Origin of the sequence: Microbacterium maritypicum MF109, from assembly GCF_000455825.1 — a bacterium.
Classification (GTDB): Bacteria; Actinomycetota; Actinomycetes; order Actinomycetales; family Microbacteriaceae; genus Microbacterium; species Microbacterium maritypicum_A.
In genome coordinates this window covers 138,812-153,883 of record NZ_ATAO01000179.1, presented here as the reverse complement: position 1 = coordinate 153,883, position 15,072 = coordinate 138,812, and the positions used below count along the sequence as shown (strand labels likewise).

The following is a 15,072-nucleotide window of genomic DNA, read 5'->3' as shown; positions in this document are numbered from 1 at the left end:
GGCGACCACCGAGATCTACACCTCTCTATTCGTCGGCAGCGTCAGATGTGTATAAGAGACAGAGCCAGAGGCTCGCCGCCTGCACCAGCAGGTAGAGGCCCGCGATGACCGCGAGCTGGATGCGTGCGGGTTTCGAGATGCGCAGCTCACCCTGGCCGATGCGCACCGAGCCGTACAGGTACGACACGAGGGCGGTGACCAGGAGCGAGAGCAGCAGAACGGCCGAGATGAAGGCGAGCAGGATCGTGTAGAACGGCATCGCGAACATGTAGAAGCCGGTGTCGATGCCGAACTGCGGGTCGACGTCGGACGTCGCCACACCGTTGGCCCAGAGCCAGACGGTCTTCCACTGCCCCGCGGCCGCGAAGCCGGCGAACAGTCCGAAGAAGATGGGCATGCCCCACATCGCCAGGCGACGCAGCGGTTCGATGACCTCCTGGTACCGATCCAGCTGCGAGCTGAGTCGCACGTACACCGGACGCAGGCGATACGCGAGTTGGATGACGACGAACAGCGGAACGGCCATCCCGAGGAAGCCGACCACGAACATCACCGCCGTGGCGATCCACTGCGTCGTGAGGACGCCGGTGAAGCCCACCTGGTCGAACCAGAGGAACTCGGTGTACAGGGAGGCGAACACGAAGAACACCGCGATCAAGGCGGCGATGATCACCAGGGAGATGCCGAGAATGCGTCGTGAGGTTCGAGGCGTGGCCGGGTTCGGAGCTGAAGGCGAGGAGGTCACCCCACCATCCTAGGCATCGCTCACTGTGGGCAGGCTGTCATCCCGGTCACGGCGAGGTCACGGCCGCACATGTGTGTTCAGCTCCCGGCGCGTTCGCAGGTCGGAAGAGCGGCGACGTCTCCGTCGTCCGCGATGACCTCGAGCGCGGCGAGAGACTCGTCGAGCGTCGCGGTGCGGATGACCTGGAGCCCGTCCGGCACATGCCCGACGACCTCGTCGCAGTTGGCCTCGGGAGCGAGGAAGTACTCGGCCCCCGCGTCCCTGGCACCGTAGAGCTTCTGCCGGATGCCGCCGATAGGCCCGACGGTGCCGGCCGCGTCGATCGTGCCGGTACCGGCCACGTCCTTCCCGCCGTTGAGCTCGCCCTCGGTCAGCGTGTCGATGATGCCCAGCGCGAACATCATCCCGGCGCTGGGGCCGCCCACGTTGTCGAGCTGGATCGTGACGTCGATCTCGAAGTCGTAGTCGGTGCGGAGCGTGATGCCGATGAGCCACAGGGTCGCGTCGCCCTCGGTGTGCTTCTCCGGAGTGATCTCGACGGTCTGCTCGGCTCCGGCGCGCAGCACGGTGAGCTGCACGGGGGCTCCCTCGGCAGCCTGGATCGCCTCGCGCAGCTGCGTCGCAGAGGTGACCGGCGTGCCGTCGATCGCGGTGATCACATCGTCGGCTTCGAGGATGCCGGCGGCCGGGGAGTCGGCGACGGCGTCGACGACGACGACCTGAGCACCGGTGTCGTACCCGAGCTCGTTCAGCGCCGCGGCCGTCGCCTCGTGCTGCGAGTCCACCATCAGCGTGGCGTTGCGCTCGTCGCGCTGCTCACTCGTCACCCCCTGCGGGAACACCGTGTCGAGCGGGACGACCGCCTTGGACGAGTCCATCCACGCCAGTGCCAGCTCGAACCAGCTCGGTGTGCGCTCGCGGTTGCCGACGACCTGGACCGTCGTGAGGTCCAGAGTGCCCGCGGTCTCGAAGGTCTCGGCGCCCTCGACGCTGATCAGCGGAACCTGCTCGCCGTCCGCTCCCTCCGCAGTGCCGAGGGTGTCGTACACCGGGCCCGGCCGCTGGATCACGTAGGGCGACGGCAGGAACGTCAGCACGACCAGGGCGATGAGCGCGACGATCAGCGCCCAGACTCCGAGTCCGAGCTTCCCAGACCGCGTTCGATCCACTGCATTCCTCCGTCGTTCGCGAGCGGCGTACACCGATCTGCCCGCATCGGGTTCGCGCGCAGAAACCTGTGACTAGCGTAGAGGCCACGGCAACAGAAGTGCTGAGAGGGCGAGCGACATGGCAGACAACGACCCGACACCCGAAGACTTCCAGGAGTTCCTGCGGAAGATGCTCTCGAATCAGGGCGGCGGGGACATCGACCCCGAAGCGCTCCGGGGCGCCTTCGAGGGGATGGACGGCTTCACACTCGATCCCGCGATGATGCAGACGATCATGTCGCAGCTGCAGGGCGCCTTCGGTGGCGATCCCTGGGAGAACGCGCTGCGCCAGGCCCTGTTCATCGCCAACCGCGACGGGCAGGGTGTGACCGACGGTTCACGCACCTCGCTCGCCGATTCCTTCGCGCTGGCGAATCTGTGGCTCGGCGAGGCGACGACGATCTCGGAGCTCTCCGAGACACCGACAGCGATGACCCGCGGCGAGTGGGTCGAGAAGACGCTGCCGGTGTGGAAGGAGATCGCCGACCCGGTGTCGACGAGCATCGCGGACGCGCTGACCTCCGCGCTGGACACGCAGGTGCCGGAGGAGATGCGCGACGTCGTCCAGGGGGCAGGCAAGCTGATGCGAGGCCTGGGCGGCTCGGTGTTCGCCGCGCAGTTCGGTCAGGTGCTCGGCAACCTCTCGCTCGAGGTGGTCTCCGGAGGCGATGTCGGCATCCCCGTGCTCCCCGCGGGGACGGCGGCCGTCATCCCGCAGAACCTCACCGCGTTCGGCGAAGGTCTCGAGATCCCCGAAGACCAGATCGCGCTCTACCTCGCCACCCGCGAGCTCGCGTACGCGCGGCTCTACCGGCACGCGAAGTGGCTCCACTTGCACGTGATGGCGCAGATCACCGACTTCGCGCGCGGAGTCACCGTCGATGTGGACGCGCTGGAAGACGTGGCCAGCCGCCTCGACCCCTCCGACCCCGAGGAACTGCGCGCGGCGATCGAGGGCGGCGCTCTCCTCCCCGTGCAGAGCGAGGCGCAGCGCGAGGCGCTCACCCGACTCGAGAACCTCATCGCGACGATCGACGGCTGGGTGGACGTGGTGACAGCCGAGGCGACCTCGCGGCTGCCCGACGGTGCCCGCATCGCGGAAGCCGCTCGACGCCGACGCGCCGTCGGCGGTCCTGCGGAAGACGCACTCGGCGCACTGGTCGGGCTCAAGCTGCGCCCCCGACGCATACGCGAAGCCTCCGCGATGTGGCAGGCGGTGACCGACGCCGTCGGCATCAGCGGACGCGACTCGCTGTGGGACTACCCCGACCTGATGCCGACGGCCGAGGACATCGACGACCCGAGCGGACTCGTCGCCCGGCTGCAGGCGGCTGAGCGTGGCGAACAGCCGGTGGCCGACGAGTTCGATGAAGCACTGGCCCGCCTGCTCGACGGCGACGACTTCTCGGCCGACGAGCCCGCAGCGGGAACCACGGATGAAGCGGACGGAGACGGCGACGCGGCCCCGGAGGGCGACCGACCGGTCTGAGGCAGGGTGCGGGCGTCCGAGGATGCCCGCACCTCTCCTCCCCCGCTCGACGAACGTCGGCGAGTTGTCCACGGATGCCCGGTTGCGGCCCCGCGATGCCGCCATCCTCCCCACAATCGGAGAGATGCCGCTCATCCCTCCGCTCCTCACACGTCTGCACCCGAGCTCTCCCCTGCTGTGGCGCGACGAGCACACCCTTCAGCTCGGAGATGACGGCGGCCTGCGCATCGATGCGGAGGACCCCTGGGTGGAACCGCTTCTCAGCCGGTTGCGCTCCGGTTTCCGGCGGGGTTCCTTCGACGTGATCGCGCACGCGGCCGGCGCTCCGCGGGAGGCGGCACGCACACTCCTCGCGCGTCTCGACGACGTGCTCCTCGACGATGTCGCTGCGGCACGCCCTGCCTGGGTCGAGAACATCGGGATCGCCGACGGCCGGAGCGAGTACCGGATGCGCGAGGCGCTCTCCGACGAAGGCATCGAACTCGTGGACATCGGTCACCGGCCCGGCGTGGCCATCGTGCTCGTGAACGGCGTGTCCGCGGCACTGCAGTTCGCCCGCTACCTGCGCGAGGACGTCGCGCACCTACCGGTCGCGTTCGAGCCCGGCCGCGTGACCGTCGGGCCGCTCGTGGTCCCCGGTGTGTCCGCCTGTCTCGCGTGTCGCGACGCCCATGCCCGAGACCTCGACCCGGCCTGGCCACTGCTGCACACGCAGATGATCGGTCGTGATCCGGGCCCGATCCGCGCCGCGCAGGTCGCTGAAGCCGGGCGGCTCGCCGCGCTGCTCCTCGCCGACGACGAAGGTGCGTCCGGGAGGATGGTGCGGATCAGCGCGGACGGTTCCCGCGAGTGGCGTCCGGTGTCGTTTCACGAAGAATGCCGGTGCCGCGGCCCGTGGTCCCCATCTCAGCGAGGAACCGCGACGGAGAGCGCTCCCCCCGACCCGCTGATCTCGACCACGACAGCGCCAGCGTACGGGCGGCGCGCGTGACGCCCACGTAGGCCAGTCGCCGCTCCTCGTCGATCGCCTCGAACGTCGTCGCATACGAGATCGGCAGCGATCCCTCCGCCCATCCGGCGAGGTACACGTGCGGCCACTCCAGCCCCTTGGCGGCATGCAGGGTCGACAGCGTGACGGTGCGCATGGTCGGCTCGTGCTGGTCCTTCGCCCGCGCCATCAGCGCGTCGCTGAAGCTTCGCAGATCCGCCTCGGGCCCCGCCTCCTCCGCGAGCCGGAGGATGGCACGTCGCGCCTCCCATCCGCTGCGCTGCGCTCCCCCTGCCGCCGGCGGCTCCTCTGTGAGACCGAGCTCGCGAAGCACCCGCTCCACCCCGGGGAGGAAGCCCTGCTCGCTGGGAGCCACGGCGGCGGCCCGGAGCGCGAGGATCGCCTGACGAACCTCCGGCATGGCGAAGAAGCGTGTGCCGCCCAGCACCGACGTCGCGATGCCCTCGGCCGCGAGCGCCTGCTGCAGAACCGCGGACTGCGCGTGCGCCCGGTAGAGGACTGCGATCTCCGAGGGGGAGGCACCCGCCTCGATGCGGGCGGAGATGGCCGCAGCGATCCCCGCGGCTTCCTCCCCCTCGGTGTCGTAGGCGGTGATGGTCGGCGCATCCGCGGTGAACTGCTCCCGGGCCGGCACGAGCTCCAACGCGCCGGGGCGGCCGTGCATCAGGGCGTTGGCTGCGGTGAGGATCGGCGGTTGCGAGCGGTAGTTCGTCTCCAGCCTCACAACCGTCGCGTCCGGGTGGCGGCGCTCGAAATCGAGCAGGAACCGCTGCTCGGCCCCCGCGAACGAATAGATGGTCTGGCTGGCATCGCCGACCACGCAGATGTCATGGCGATCGCCCAGCCAGAGCTCGAGCAGCCGGTTCTGCAACGGCGAGACGTCTTGGAACTCGTCGACCGTGAAGTGCCGGTACTGCTCGTGGACGGATGCGGCGACCCGGGGCTCCGCCTCCAGCATGCCCGCGCAGGCGAGGAGCACGTCTTCGAAGTCGAGCTGACGACGATCGTCCTTCAGTGCTTCGTATCCCCGCATCAGTTCGATCAGCTGGCCCGCATCGACACCGCTGATCGGACGCCCGAGTGCCGCGTACTGGTCGATCGACAGCATCGAGACCTTGCGCCACTCGATCTCGGAGGCGATGTCGCGCAGTGTGGCCGTGCTGGGACGGAGGCGTATCGCGTCGGCGGCCTGCCCCAGCATCCGCACCTTGTTGTCGATGATCGAGGGCGCCGGGGAACCGGCCAGCGTGGGCCAGAAGAAGTTCAGCTGAGCGAGTGCTGTCGCGTGGAAGGTGCGGGCAGCCACACCCTCGACTCCGAGAGCACGCAGGCGACCGCGGAGCTCGCCCGCGGCCTTGGCGGTGAACGTGACGGCCATGACACGCGAAGGCGAATAGGCGCCGGTGTCGACGCCGTGCGCGATGCGATGCGTGATCACCCGTGTCTTTCCGGTCCCGGCACCGGCGAGCACGGCGACGGGTCCCCGCAGCACGGATGCCGCTGCCCGCTGCCGCTCATCGAGGGCATCGAGTGCGCTCACGCGTGGTCCTCGTACCATTCGACGATCAGGGCACGGGCGATGGATGCCGGGCCCGGAAGGCCCACAGGCCCGTCTCCGGCGAGTGCGGAGCCGATCTCCGCGCGCGTGAACCAGCGCACCTCGATGATCTCTTCCCCGTCGGGGCGTGCAGCGGACTCGTCGTCGACCACGGCGCGGAAGCCCACCATGAGCGAGCGCGGGAACGGCCAGGCCTGGGACGAGACGTACCGCAGAGCGGACAGTCGCACGCCCGACTCCTCCTCGATCTCGCGATATGCGGTCGATTCGAGGGACTCCCCGGCCTCGGTGAAGCCCGCGAAGCACGAGAACATCCGTCCGCCCCAGTTCGCGTTGGCGCCGAGCAGGAGGCGCTCGCCGTCCCGGCTCTCGACGGCGACGATCACCGCTGGATCCGTGCGCGGGAAATGCTGGCGCCCGCACACGAGGCAGCGCCGCGACCATCCGCCTTGCTGAAGTCGCGTCGCTCCACCGCACGCAGGGCAGAACGGGGCATCGCGCAGCCATCCCGCGAGGGCGATCGCGCCGATCAGGAGCTCGGACTCCTGCCCGTCGAGACGTCCGCCGAGGTCACCGAGGCCGAGCCAGATCTCGTCCGGGGCCGTGTCGAGTGCGTCGTTCTCCGGCGGGGCGGCGGCGAGGAGCAGCACGGTGCCGTCGACATCGCGGCCGAGGAGAGCCCAGGTCGCCTCGACGACCGCATCCGGTGCGACGCGCAGCAGCGCGGAATCGACGACCCGGACACGTCCCTCACGCACGACGATGACGCGGGTCGCCGGGTCGGCGCGCAGACGATCGAGCACATCCGGCTCCTCGCGGAGTTCGGCTGCACGGTCGAGGGACGGGCGCTGAATGGTCATCGACTCCCTCTTTCACGGGCGTGGCGGAGGCGGGACCGCCCCTGAGCCGACCTACCCTGGGGGCATGGGACGCTCTCCTTTCACTCTAGCCGCGGCAGTGACCGCCGCACTGCCCGGGGCGGAGGTCACGGGTGCCCGCGGTCTGAGCGCGGACGGCGACGGTCGATTCGACTCCGCCATCGCCTCGCTGGCGGACGGCCGTGAACTCGCGATCCGCGTCGCGGACGACGACGAGACGGCGCGCGAACTCGCCGCCGAAGCCCTCGCTCTTCGAGCGCTCACCGACGGCGCCCGCGCCATGCTGCCGTTCCGCGTGCCCGCCTACATCGGGGAGACGCGCATCGGCGAGGGTCGCGCGCTCGTCACCGAGCTCCTCCCCGGCTTCCAGATCGAGGCGGCCCTGGTGCCCGCGGGGCGCGGTGCCGCGCCGTCGATGGGAGCCGCGATCGCCGCCGTGCACGGCCTTCCCACCTCGGTCGTCCGGGGCGCAGGACTCGGAACCCGCACCGCCGAAGAGAGCCGCGCCGAGTTGGAGCGCCTGATCGACACCGCGGCGGCCACCGGGCGCGTGCCGGCACGTCTCACGGTGCGTTGGCGCGATGCCGTCGCCGACGACGACCTCTGGCGCTTCGAGTCCACCGTGGTCCTCGGAGGCGTGCAGTCGACCTCGTTCCTGTTCGACGACGATCCGGAGCGCGGGCCCGAAGTGGTCGGCCTCGTCGGTTGGCATGGGCTCGCGGTGGGAGACCCGGCGGTCGACCTCTCCTGGCTCTCCGCAGCTCCCGATGCGTCAGACGACGTCCACGCCGCGTATGCCCGCGCCGTCGACCGTGCCCCCGATCCCGGCCTCGAGGTGCGAGCCCGCCTGCTCGCCGAACTCGAGTTCGCACGCTGGCTCGTGCACGGCGACTCCATGCATCGGCCGGACATCGTCGACGATGCCGCCGCACTGCTCGATGCTCTCGCCGAGGGCCTGCGAACGGACGACCTCAGCATCATCGATGCCCGCGCTGCCGGCGTCGACTCCGCCATGGACGCGCTCGACCGCGTGCCCCGGGATGCCGTCGCCGAGGTCGACACCTCCATGCACACCGATGCCTACAACCCCGAAGAACTGTGGATCGAAGTCCCGGAGGAGGCGGAGTCGTCGCCGCAGGACACGGAGTCACTGGAACCGGTGCGCACCATCGACACCGGACGCACGACCGACCGGGACCAGGACGACAGCGCTCACCGCACCGAGATGCTCAATGTCGAGACCGAGGATCTCTCCGAGGCGCGGAGCATCTTCGCGGGTACCCGTGGTTTCGAGCCCCGCGAACAGACACGTCCTTCCGCATCGGACGCTGCGGCCGAGTACGACGAGTCCGACTCGGACGAAGCTCAGCGTGCGGCGCGGGCGGCGCTCCAGCGCTGGAAGAGCTCTTCCTCCGAGTAGACACGGTCGCCACGGATGATCAGGTCGTCCGCGACGTAGTACAGCGCGACGTCGATGTCCTCCAGAGGCACGTCGAAGCGCCGATGGTACGCCAGACGGTAGAGCGCCAGCTGCAGCATCCGCTCCTCGCGCTCGTCTGCCGTTCGCGGAGCCTTCCCGGTCTTCCAATCCACGATCTCGATGCGTCCACCACGGTCGGCACGTCGGTAGACGGCGTCGAGCTTGCAGATGACGATGTGCGATCCTGCCACCTCCGACGAGGGAAGTCCGGCGCCGAGGGCGAAGTCGATCTCGATCTCGACGGCGATCGGCTGCAGTCCTCCCCATTCGCTGCGCTCGAAGGTCGCCTGCAGAGCGGCGAGATCGGCGGCATCTGCGGTCGCTGCCGCCCCCTCCCGCGTCTCCACCGTCGCCTGCGCGGGTTCCGACGCGATCTCATCCTCGTCGAGCTCCCAGAGGGCCTCATCCGGGCGGCTGCCGACACCGACCAGCTCCGAACGCTGTTCCACCCAGGCGTGGAACAGCGTGCCGAGCCGGGTCTGCCGGTACGGTCGCTCGGGCATGGGTCTGACGATCGAGGAGAGCGTGCCGGAGAAGTCGGTGACGTAGTCCTTGAATCGCGATGCCGGGACGCGCGTCGGGGCGTCCGCGTCGGTTCCGCGCTGCCTCGCCGCACGCTCGGCCAGCAGGCGGGCGAGCTCCACCGACGGTTCCGCCGTCCCTCTGCGGGCGGCGTCATCCACGGCCGCAGCCGCCGCGGACACGACCTCTCGTCGTGCCCCCAACGGGTCGAGGGGCCACCGCAACGTCGAACCGGGGCCGTCATAGGGGTTGTCGTCGGGGTCGACCGCCTCGACCTCGTCGAGCCCCTGCACCTCGATGGCCTCGACCAGATAGGGGCTCGGGGTGCGCGGAGACTTCTGTCCTGCCCAATGCGCACCGCTGAGAAGCAGATCGGTGCGCGCGCGGGTGACCGCGACGTACGCCAGACGCCGCTCCTCCTGCTGCTGATAGGTCCGGTAGGCATCCTTGAAGCGTTTGATCGCGCCGCCCCGGGGATTCGCCTTCGTCGCACCACCGGACAGTGAGGCCTGCGCGAGCTTCTGGCGCTTGACGGGGTCGGCCTCGTCACCCATCGCCTCGACCGGATCCCACTCGAATCGGGGCAGCGCGTCGCGGTCACCGCGCAGAGCAAACGGAACGACTCCGAGGCCGAACCAGCCGGAGGTGTCGGAGACCCGGCTGGGAAGTTCGTCGATCACGAGCCGCACCACGGCGACCGCGTCCCATTCCAGCCCCTTCGACCCATGGATCGTCAGCAGTTGCACGACTCCGGCCTCCGGCGGCTCGGGCCGGGGCATGAGCTCGTCGGTGCTCTCGGCCTTGTCGAGCCACGCGAGCAGACTGCCGATGCTCCCCCGCTCGTCCGCCGCGAGGAAGGCTCGTACCTCATCGGCGAAGGCCCGCAGCTGGGTCGCGGCGACACGGGCCGGGCCTCTGGTCTCGTTGGCCGCCAACTCGATGTCCAGCCGCAGTTCGAGCTCGACCAGCCGGATCAGCTCGGGGATCGGCTGGGAGGACGCTCGGCGCAGTCGCTCGAGCATCTCCCCCGCCGCACGCACCCTCGCCCTGCCGTCGGGCGTGATGGACTCGAGGAGCCGATAGTCGTCGCGCACCGCACGCACCACGTCGACCGCGTCGATGATCGAGACCGCCTCGTCGGCCCCCCGCGAGGAACGCAGCCGCGCGCGCACCTCCTCGGGCAACGGAGCCATGGCGGGGTCGCGCTCGGAGAGTGTGCGCCCGAGGTCGTAGAGCGCCGCCATGTCGGCAACGCCGACACCGAAACGAGGACCCGTGAGAAGGCGGATGAGCGCCGACCCCGCGGTGGGGTCGTGCACCACGCGCAGCGTCGACACGACGTCGACCACCTCCGGCGTCGCCAGCAGACCGCCGAGGCCGAGGATGCGGTGCGGGATGCCACGCGCCGCGAGCGCGGCGGCGAACGTCTGCATGTGGCGTTTCGAACGGAACAGGATGGCACCGGTGTGCGGCTTCGCGCCCGGGGACTCACCGGCGCTGCGGGCGTCGTGCGCGGCACGGCGCTCGGCGAACCATTCCGCCACGGCGGATGCCTCTTCGTCGACCGTGAACGGGTACTCGATGGTCACGGTGCCTTCCCCGGCGCCGGGGCGCGGTTCGAGCGGCGGCACGTCGAGCCCCGGGCGTTGCAGGGGTTCGAGCACGCGGTTCGCGATCCCGAGGATGCCTCGATCATTGCGCCAGCTGGTCATGAGGCTGTAGGTCTGCGCCGCTGCGGTGCTCGAGAACGTGCGGGAGAAGGCGTAGAGGTTGTCGGCGCTCGCACCTCGCCAACCGTAGATCGACTGATGCGGGTCGCCCACGGCCATCACCGCGGAGTCGCGGAACAGCTCGGCGAGGAAGCGGGTCTGGATGACCGACGTGTCTTGGTACTCGTCGAGCAGCACGACACGGTGCTGCTCGCGCAGTTCGGCCCGTACGTCGGGAGCCGATTCGACGATGTCGTAGGCCCCGCCCACCTGGTCGGCGAAGTCGAGCACGCCTCGGCGCTGTTTCTCGGCGATGTAGTCGCGCACGAGGCGGGTCAGCGTCGGCAGACTGAGCAGGTTCACCGCCGCCTTCTCGACGTCGGCGTTGCCCCGATAGGGCTCGAACGCGAGTGCCTGATCGCGGGCGATGTGCTCGGCACGGTCGAGGTCGACGCGGTGGTCGAGGGCATCGCCGGCGAGCCTCTGCACAGCGTCGATGACCGTGCCGAGCGCGAAATCGATGTTCTCCAGCTCGGGGAGGTCGCTGCGGAGCACCACTTCGCGTGCCAGCATCCAGGAGGCGGCCTGGCTGAGCATCGCCACGTCGGGGTCCCGTCCGATGCGCGCCGCGTGCTCACGGACGATGCCGTCGGCGAAGGCGTTGTAGGTCGAGACGCGCGGCCGGATCATCAGGTCTTCCGCAGCACGAGGGGTCACCGGATCCCATCCCGTTCCGCGGTGCGCAGCGAGTTCGTCGAGCACGTGCGCGCGCACCAGCTCACGCTGTCGGCCCGGCACGGCCTCGTCGACCCTCCGAAGTGACCCGTCCGCCACGATCTCGGGCAGATGCGGGAGGAGCCCCCGGCGTCCGTACTCGTCGATGACCGCGAGCCGATGGGCGATCCGTTCCGCGAGCTCTCCTGCGGCTTTGCGCGTGAAGGTGAGGCCGAGGATCTCGTCGCGGCGGACGTGCCCGTTGGCCACGAGCCAGACCACCCGCCCCGACATCGTCTCGGTCTTACCGCTTCCTGCTCCGGCGACGACGAGGGCAGGCTCCGGCGGCGCTTCGATCACCCGCTGCTGTGCGGGTGTCGGCGACGGTTGCCCCAGCGCAGCCGCGATGTCTGTGGCGGAGATGCCCGCACCGCCGCTCCACCCTGCTCCGCTCCGCTCCGGCCCGCTCACGCCCGTCATGAGCTCACCGCCGGCACAGTATGGATGCGGCAGGGGTGCACCCGGCGCTGCGTGTCCGCACAGTGCGACTCGACCTGCGCGGTGAAGCTCGATGCCGACATACCGCGAGCCGCATCCGACACGCGCTTCAGGAACGCCGTTCGCGACTCATCGTCGAGCGTGTGCTGATGGGCGATGCGGTAGTCGCTCTTGGCGAGTGTCTTGGAGACGATCACGAGTCGAGCGCCGGCCAGCGACGACGACGGCGCCCCCTCGATCAGTCCCTGCTGGACCGCCACCTGATAGGCGGCCAGCTGCGCGTGCTCGATCACACCGGAGTCGGATTCGGGATCATTCTTCCCCGTCTTCAGATCGACCACGACCGTCGGGCCGTCAGGACCCCCCGACATCGGCTCCCAGCCGCGGCCTCGAGCTGCCGGATGCTCGCCGGCGCCCGGCGGGTAGGCTTCCACACGGTCGATGTAGCCGTGGATGATCGCCTTATTCGCCTGGTCCTCCCCCACCGCGTGCACCGTCGGCGCGATCTCCTCGTCGGTCGCGGGAGCCACGTCGACGGCGAAGCGGAACTCGACCTCACTGCCGATGACGCGCCCTCCCTCCCGGCGCACGTCGCCCAGGTAGGTGTGCAGCCGATCGACGAGCAGATCGGCACGACGTCGTTCCTTGCGCCCGATCCACTCGGTCTCGAAATCGAGCTCCGGCCAGTGCTCGGCCACGATCTCCCGCATCCGCTCGAGATCTCCTTCGGGTACCCTCTCCATCGCCTCGTGCACGATCGTGCCGATGCCGGCGGTCGGCGGCATCACGGTGTCGCCGCCGAGCGCCGAGACGACCCAGTTGAGGCCGCATTCCTCGTAGGACTCCATCTTCGAGGGCGATACCCGGGCTCCGGTGACGGCGAGATCGCGCAGCGGCGCCTGCGTCGATGGCGGGGTGATCCCGTACCACTCCGCCGGGTCGGCTCCAGGGACGCCTTCGCGAGCGAGGACGGCGAGCTGTGCCGCGGCGGCACGGCGCACGGGCTCGGAGACCGTCGTCGTGAGCATGCGTCGGTGCCGCGCGACGAGTCCGCGCAGGGTGAGCGGGTGCTCCGCCGAGGCATGCCGCTCGGGTGGTTCCGGCGCAGGCAGGAAGCCGAAGAACGGGCTGGGCGTGAGGTCGTCGTCGTCCACCGCCGTGATCAGGAGACGACCGCGTGCACGCGACACAGCGCGCACGAAGAGCCGGAGCTCATCGTGCAGTGCCGCACGTCGGCGGTCGAGGACCCCTGGAGCCTCGATGGAGATCCCCGTGCGGGCGGCCTGGATCGCATCCGGCAGACGCCAGGTCTGCAGCAGACCGCCACGCAGCCGCACGTTGGGCCAGATGCCGTCCTGCACGCCGGCGACCACGACCGCGTCGAACTCCGTGCCGAGGGCGGTGGCGGGGGTCAGCAGCGTGACCTTTCCCGGCCGGTCGGGAGTCGACAGCGAATCCTCCGGAACCTCGCTGTCGAGGATGTCGCGCACGAAGACCTCGGGCCTCTCGTTCGGCGTACGCTCGACGAAGCGCTTCGCGGAGTCGAACAGAGAGACCAGCGCATCGAGCGAACGAGCCGTCTCCGCTCCCGTCGGCAGCAGCGAGATCTCGCGCCAGGCGACCTGCAGCCGCCGGCCGTCGACGGCCCGAGCCTGATCCCAGACCCGCCACAGCAGGTCGTGGATCGTCTCCCCCGCCGCCGCGCCGCGGGAGAGCGCTTCGATCGTCTCGGCGAACCGTTCGGCCGTGCGCGATTCCGGAGCGTCGATCAGCGTGAGGTGCGCAGGATTCGCCATCGCCCGGCGCAGCAGTTCGCGTGCAGGCGTCGATCCTCCCTGCTCGAGTTCGACGTGTCGGAGGCGCGCACGCAGTCGCCGCAGCCCGATCGCGTCCATCCCTCCGAAGGGGGTGCGCAGCGCCTCCTCGAGTGCGGGCGACGTGCGCTCTTCGACCGGGGTGAGTGCCAGACGCACGATGCCGACGATGTCGCGTACGATCCCCTCGCTGCCGAGCGGGCGCTGCACACCGGCCGCTCGTGTCGGGATCTCCCTGGCGGCGAGTTCGGTCTCGAGTGCGGTGACCTGCCGGGTGTCGTGGGCGATGACCGCCATCCGGTCCCAGCGGATGCCGTCGGAGAGGTGCCACTCGCGCATGACGCCGGCGATGCGATCGAGCTCCTCATAGGGGGAAGGAGCAACGAACGTCGCGACTCCGGCTTCGACCTCTTCGGCGGTCACCGGCACCGGAGCGCGCCGGTGCTCGACCCGTCCGGACACGCCGATCGCCTGCGTCACGGTGCGGGTGAGCGCCGTGAGCGCCGGACGCTGGCGGTGCGGCCCGTCGAGTACGTGCACGTCTCCCAGCACGCCGGCGAGCTGGGCGAACAGCTCGGGGCTGGCTCCACGGAACGACCCGGATGAGATGTCGGGATCGCCGAAGGCGTGCACGGCGATCCCGCGGCTGCGCAAGGCCGTCACGACGGCGATCCCACCGCGGGTGAGCTCCTGCGCGTCATCGATGAGCACCACGCGCAAGGGAGCGAGCGGGCCGAGGGTGTTCGCGTCTGCCGTATCCAGGATGGTGCTCGCCTCGCTGAGCAGATCAGCGGCGTCGCGGTGCGCCGAGCGGAGCGCGTCGAGGACCATGCGGTACTCGACGAGGAACTCCGCCGTCGCCACCCACACCTCGTTTCCCGAGGCCCGGAGTTCCGCGGCGTCGACGCCGATCTCGGTGCACTCGGCGAGGAAGGCACGCAGCTCGGAGCGGAACCCCTTCGAGGCGCGCACGGAAGTGCTCAGCGCGTCGGGCCACCGGATGCGCCCGTCTTCCGCATCTCCGGCGAGCAGTTCGGCGATGATGCGGTCCTGATCGGCACCGGTCAGCAGCGCCGGCGGTTCGGCTCCTTCTCGCACCATCGCTCCACGGACGAGCTGGAAGGCGAAGGAACCGAGCGATCTGGCCAACGGTCCCGGCGTCGCCTGACCGATGCGCACGCCGATCCGATCGCGCAGAGCCGTCGCCGCCTGGCGGTTCGGGGTGAGGGCGAGAACCTGTTCGGGGCGCAGCCCCTCGACGTCGAGCAGGTGCACGACACGCTCGATGAGGGTGCGCGTCTTGCCCGTTCCCGGCGCGCCGATGACGACGCCGGATGCCGACGGCTCTGCGGCGATCACAGCGCGCTGAGCGGTATCGGGTGTCATGACCTCCACGCTATCCGGACGTGCGGACATCGCAGCCCGCACCCGCCAGGCACGTCCGGGGT

Annotated in this window: 7 protein-coding genes and 1 pseudogene; 2 read left to right on the top strand and 6 right to left on the bottom strand. The window is 70.0% G+C overall.

The genetic code is table 11. The features are described 5' to 3' along the window. Positions 1–61: 61 nt before the first annotated feature. Both L687_RS43340 and L687_RS30745 read right to left on the bottom strand, forming a co-directional pair. A pseudogene (locus L687_RS43340) lies at positions 62–691 on the bottom strand (UPF0182 family protein); the annotation flags it as partial. Positions 692–822: 131 nt separating this feature from the next. Further along, positions 823–1,914, bottom strand: a complete 1,092-nt coding sequence (locus tag L687_RS30745; protein ID WP_021199640.1) for a YlbL family protein — start codon at positions 1,912–1,914, stop codon at positions 823–825. A 118-nt stretch (positions 1,915–2,032) separates the two neighbouring features. Between L687_RS30745 and L687_RS30740 the strand changes: the two genes are divergently transcribed. Next, complete coding sequence (locus L687_RS30740) at positions 2,033–3,442, top strand: zinc-dependent metalloprotease (RefSeq protein ID WP_021199639.1); 1,410 nt, start codon at positions 2,033–2,035, stop codon at positions 3,440–3,442. An 827-nt stretch (positions 3,443–4,269) separates the two neighbouring features. On the opposite strand, the gene L687_RS30730 is transcribed toward L687_RS30740, so the two are convergent. Together L687_RS30730 and nudC are read right to left on the bottom strand one after the other, a co-directional pair. Next, positions 4,270–6,009: an ATP-dependent helicase gene (locus L687_RS30730; RefSeq protein ID WP_031207240.1), complete on the bottom strand. Its 1,740-nt coding sequence runs from the start codon at positions 6,007–6,009 to the stop codon at positions 4,270–4,272. Further along, positions 5,988–6,869: an NAD(+) diphosphatase gene (gene nudC, locus L687_RS30725; RefSeq protein WP_021199636.1), complete on the bottom strand. Its 882-nt coding sequence runs from the start codon at positions 6,867–6,869 to the stop codon at positions 5,988–5,990. Before nudC ends, L687_RS30730 begins: the two co-directional genes overlap by 22 nt. Positions 6,870–6,933: 64 nt before the next feature. Between nudC and L687_RS30720 the strand changes: the two genes are divergently transcribed. After that, positions 6,934–8,307 carry a hypothetical protein gene (locus tag L687_RS30720; RefSeq protein ID WP_040569699.1) on the top strand — a complete coding sequence of 458 codons (1,374 nt, stop codon included), beginning with the start codon at positions 6,934–6,936 and terminating at the stop codon, positions 8,305–8,307. Here L687_RS30720 and L687_RS30715 read toward each other — a convergent pair. Next, positions 8,253–11,792 carry a UvrD-helicase domain-containing protein gene (locus L687_RS30715; protein ID WP_021199634.1) on the bottom strand — a complete coding sequence of 1,180 codons (3,540 nt, stop codon included), beginning with the start codon at positions 11,790–11,792 and terminating at the stop codon, positions 8,253–8,255. The two genes, L687_RS30720 and L687_RS30715, sit on opposite strands and share 55 nt — an antisense overlap. Beyond that, complete coding sequence (locus tag L687_RS30710; protein WP_021199633.1) at positions 11,789–15,010, bottom strand: ATP-dependent helicase; 3,222 nt, start codon at positions 15,008–15,010, stop codon at positions 11,789–11,791. The genes L687_RS30715 and L687_RS30710 overlap by 4 nt, the downstream gene beginning before the upstream one ends. Positions 15,011–15,072: the final 62 nt, after the last annotated feature.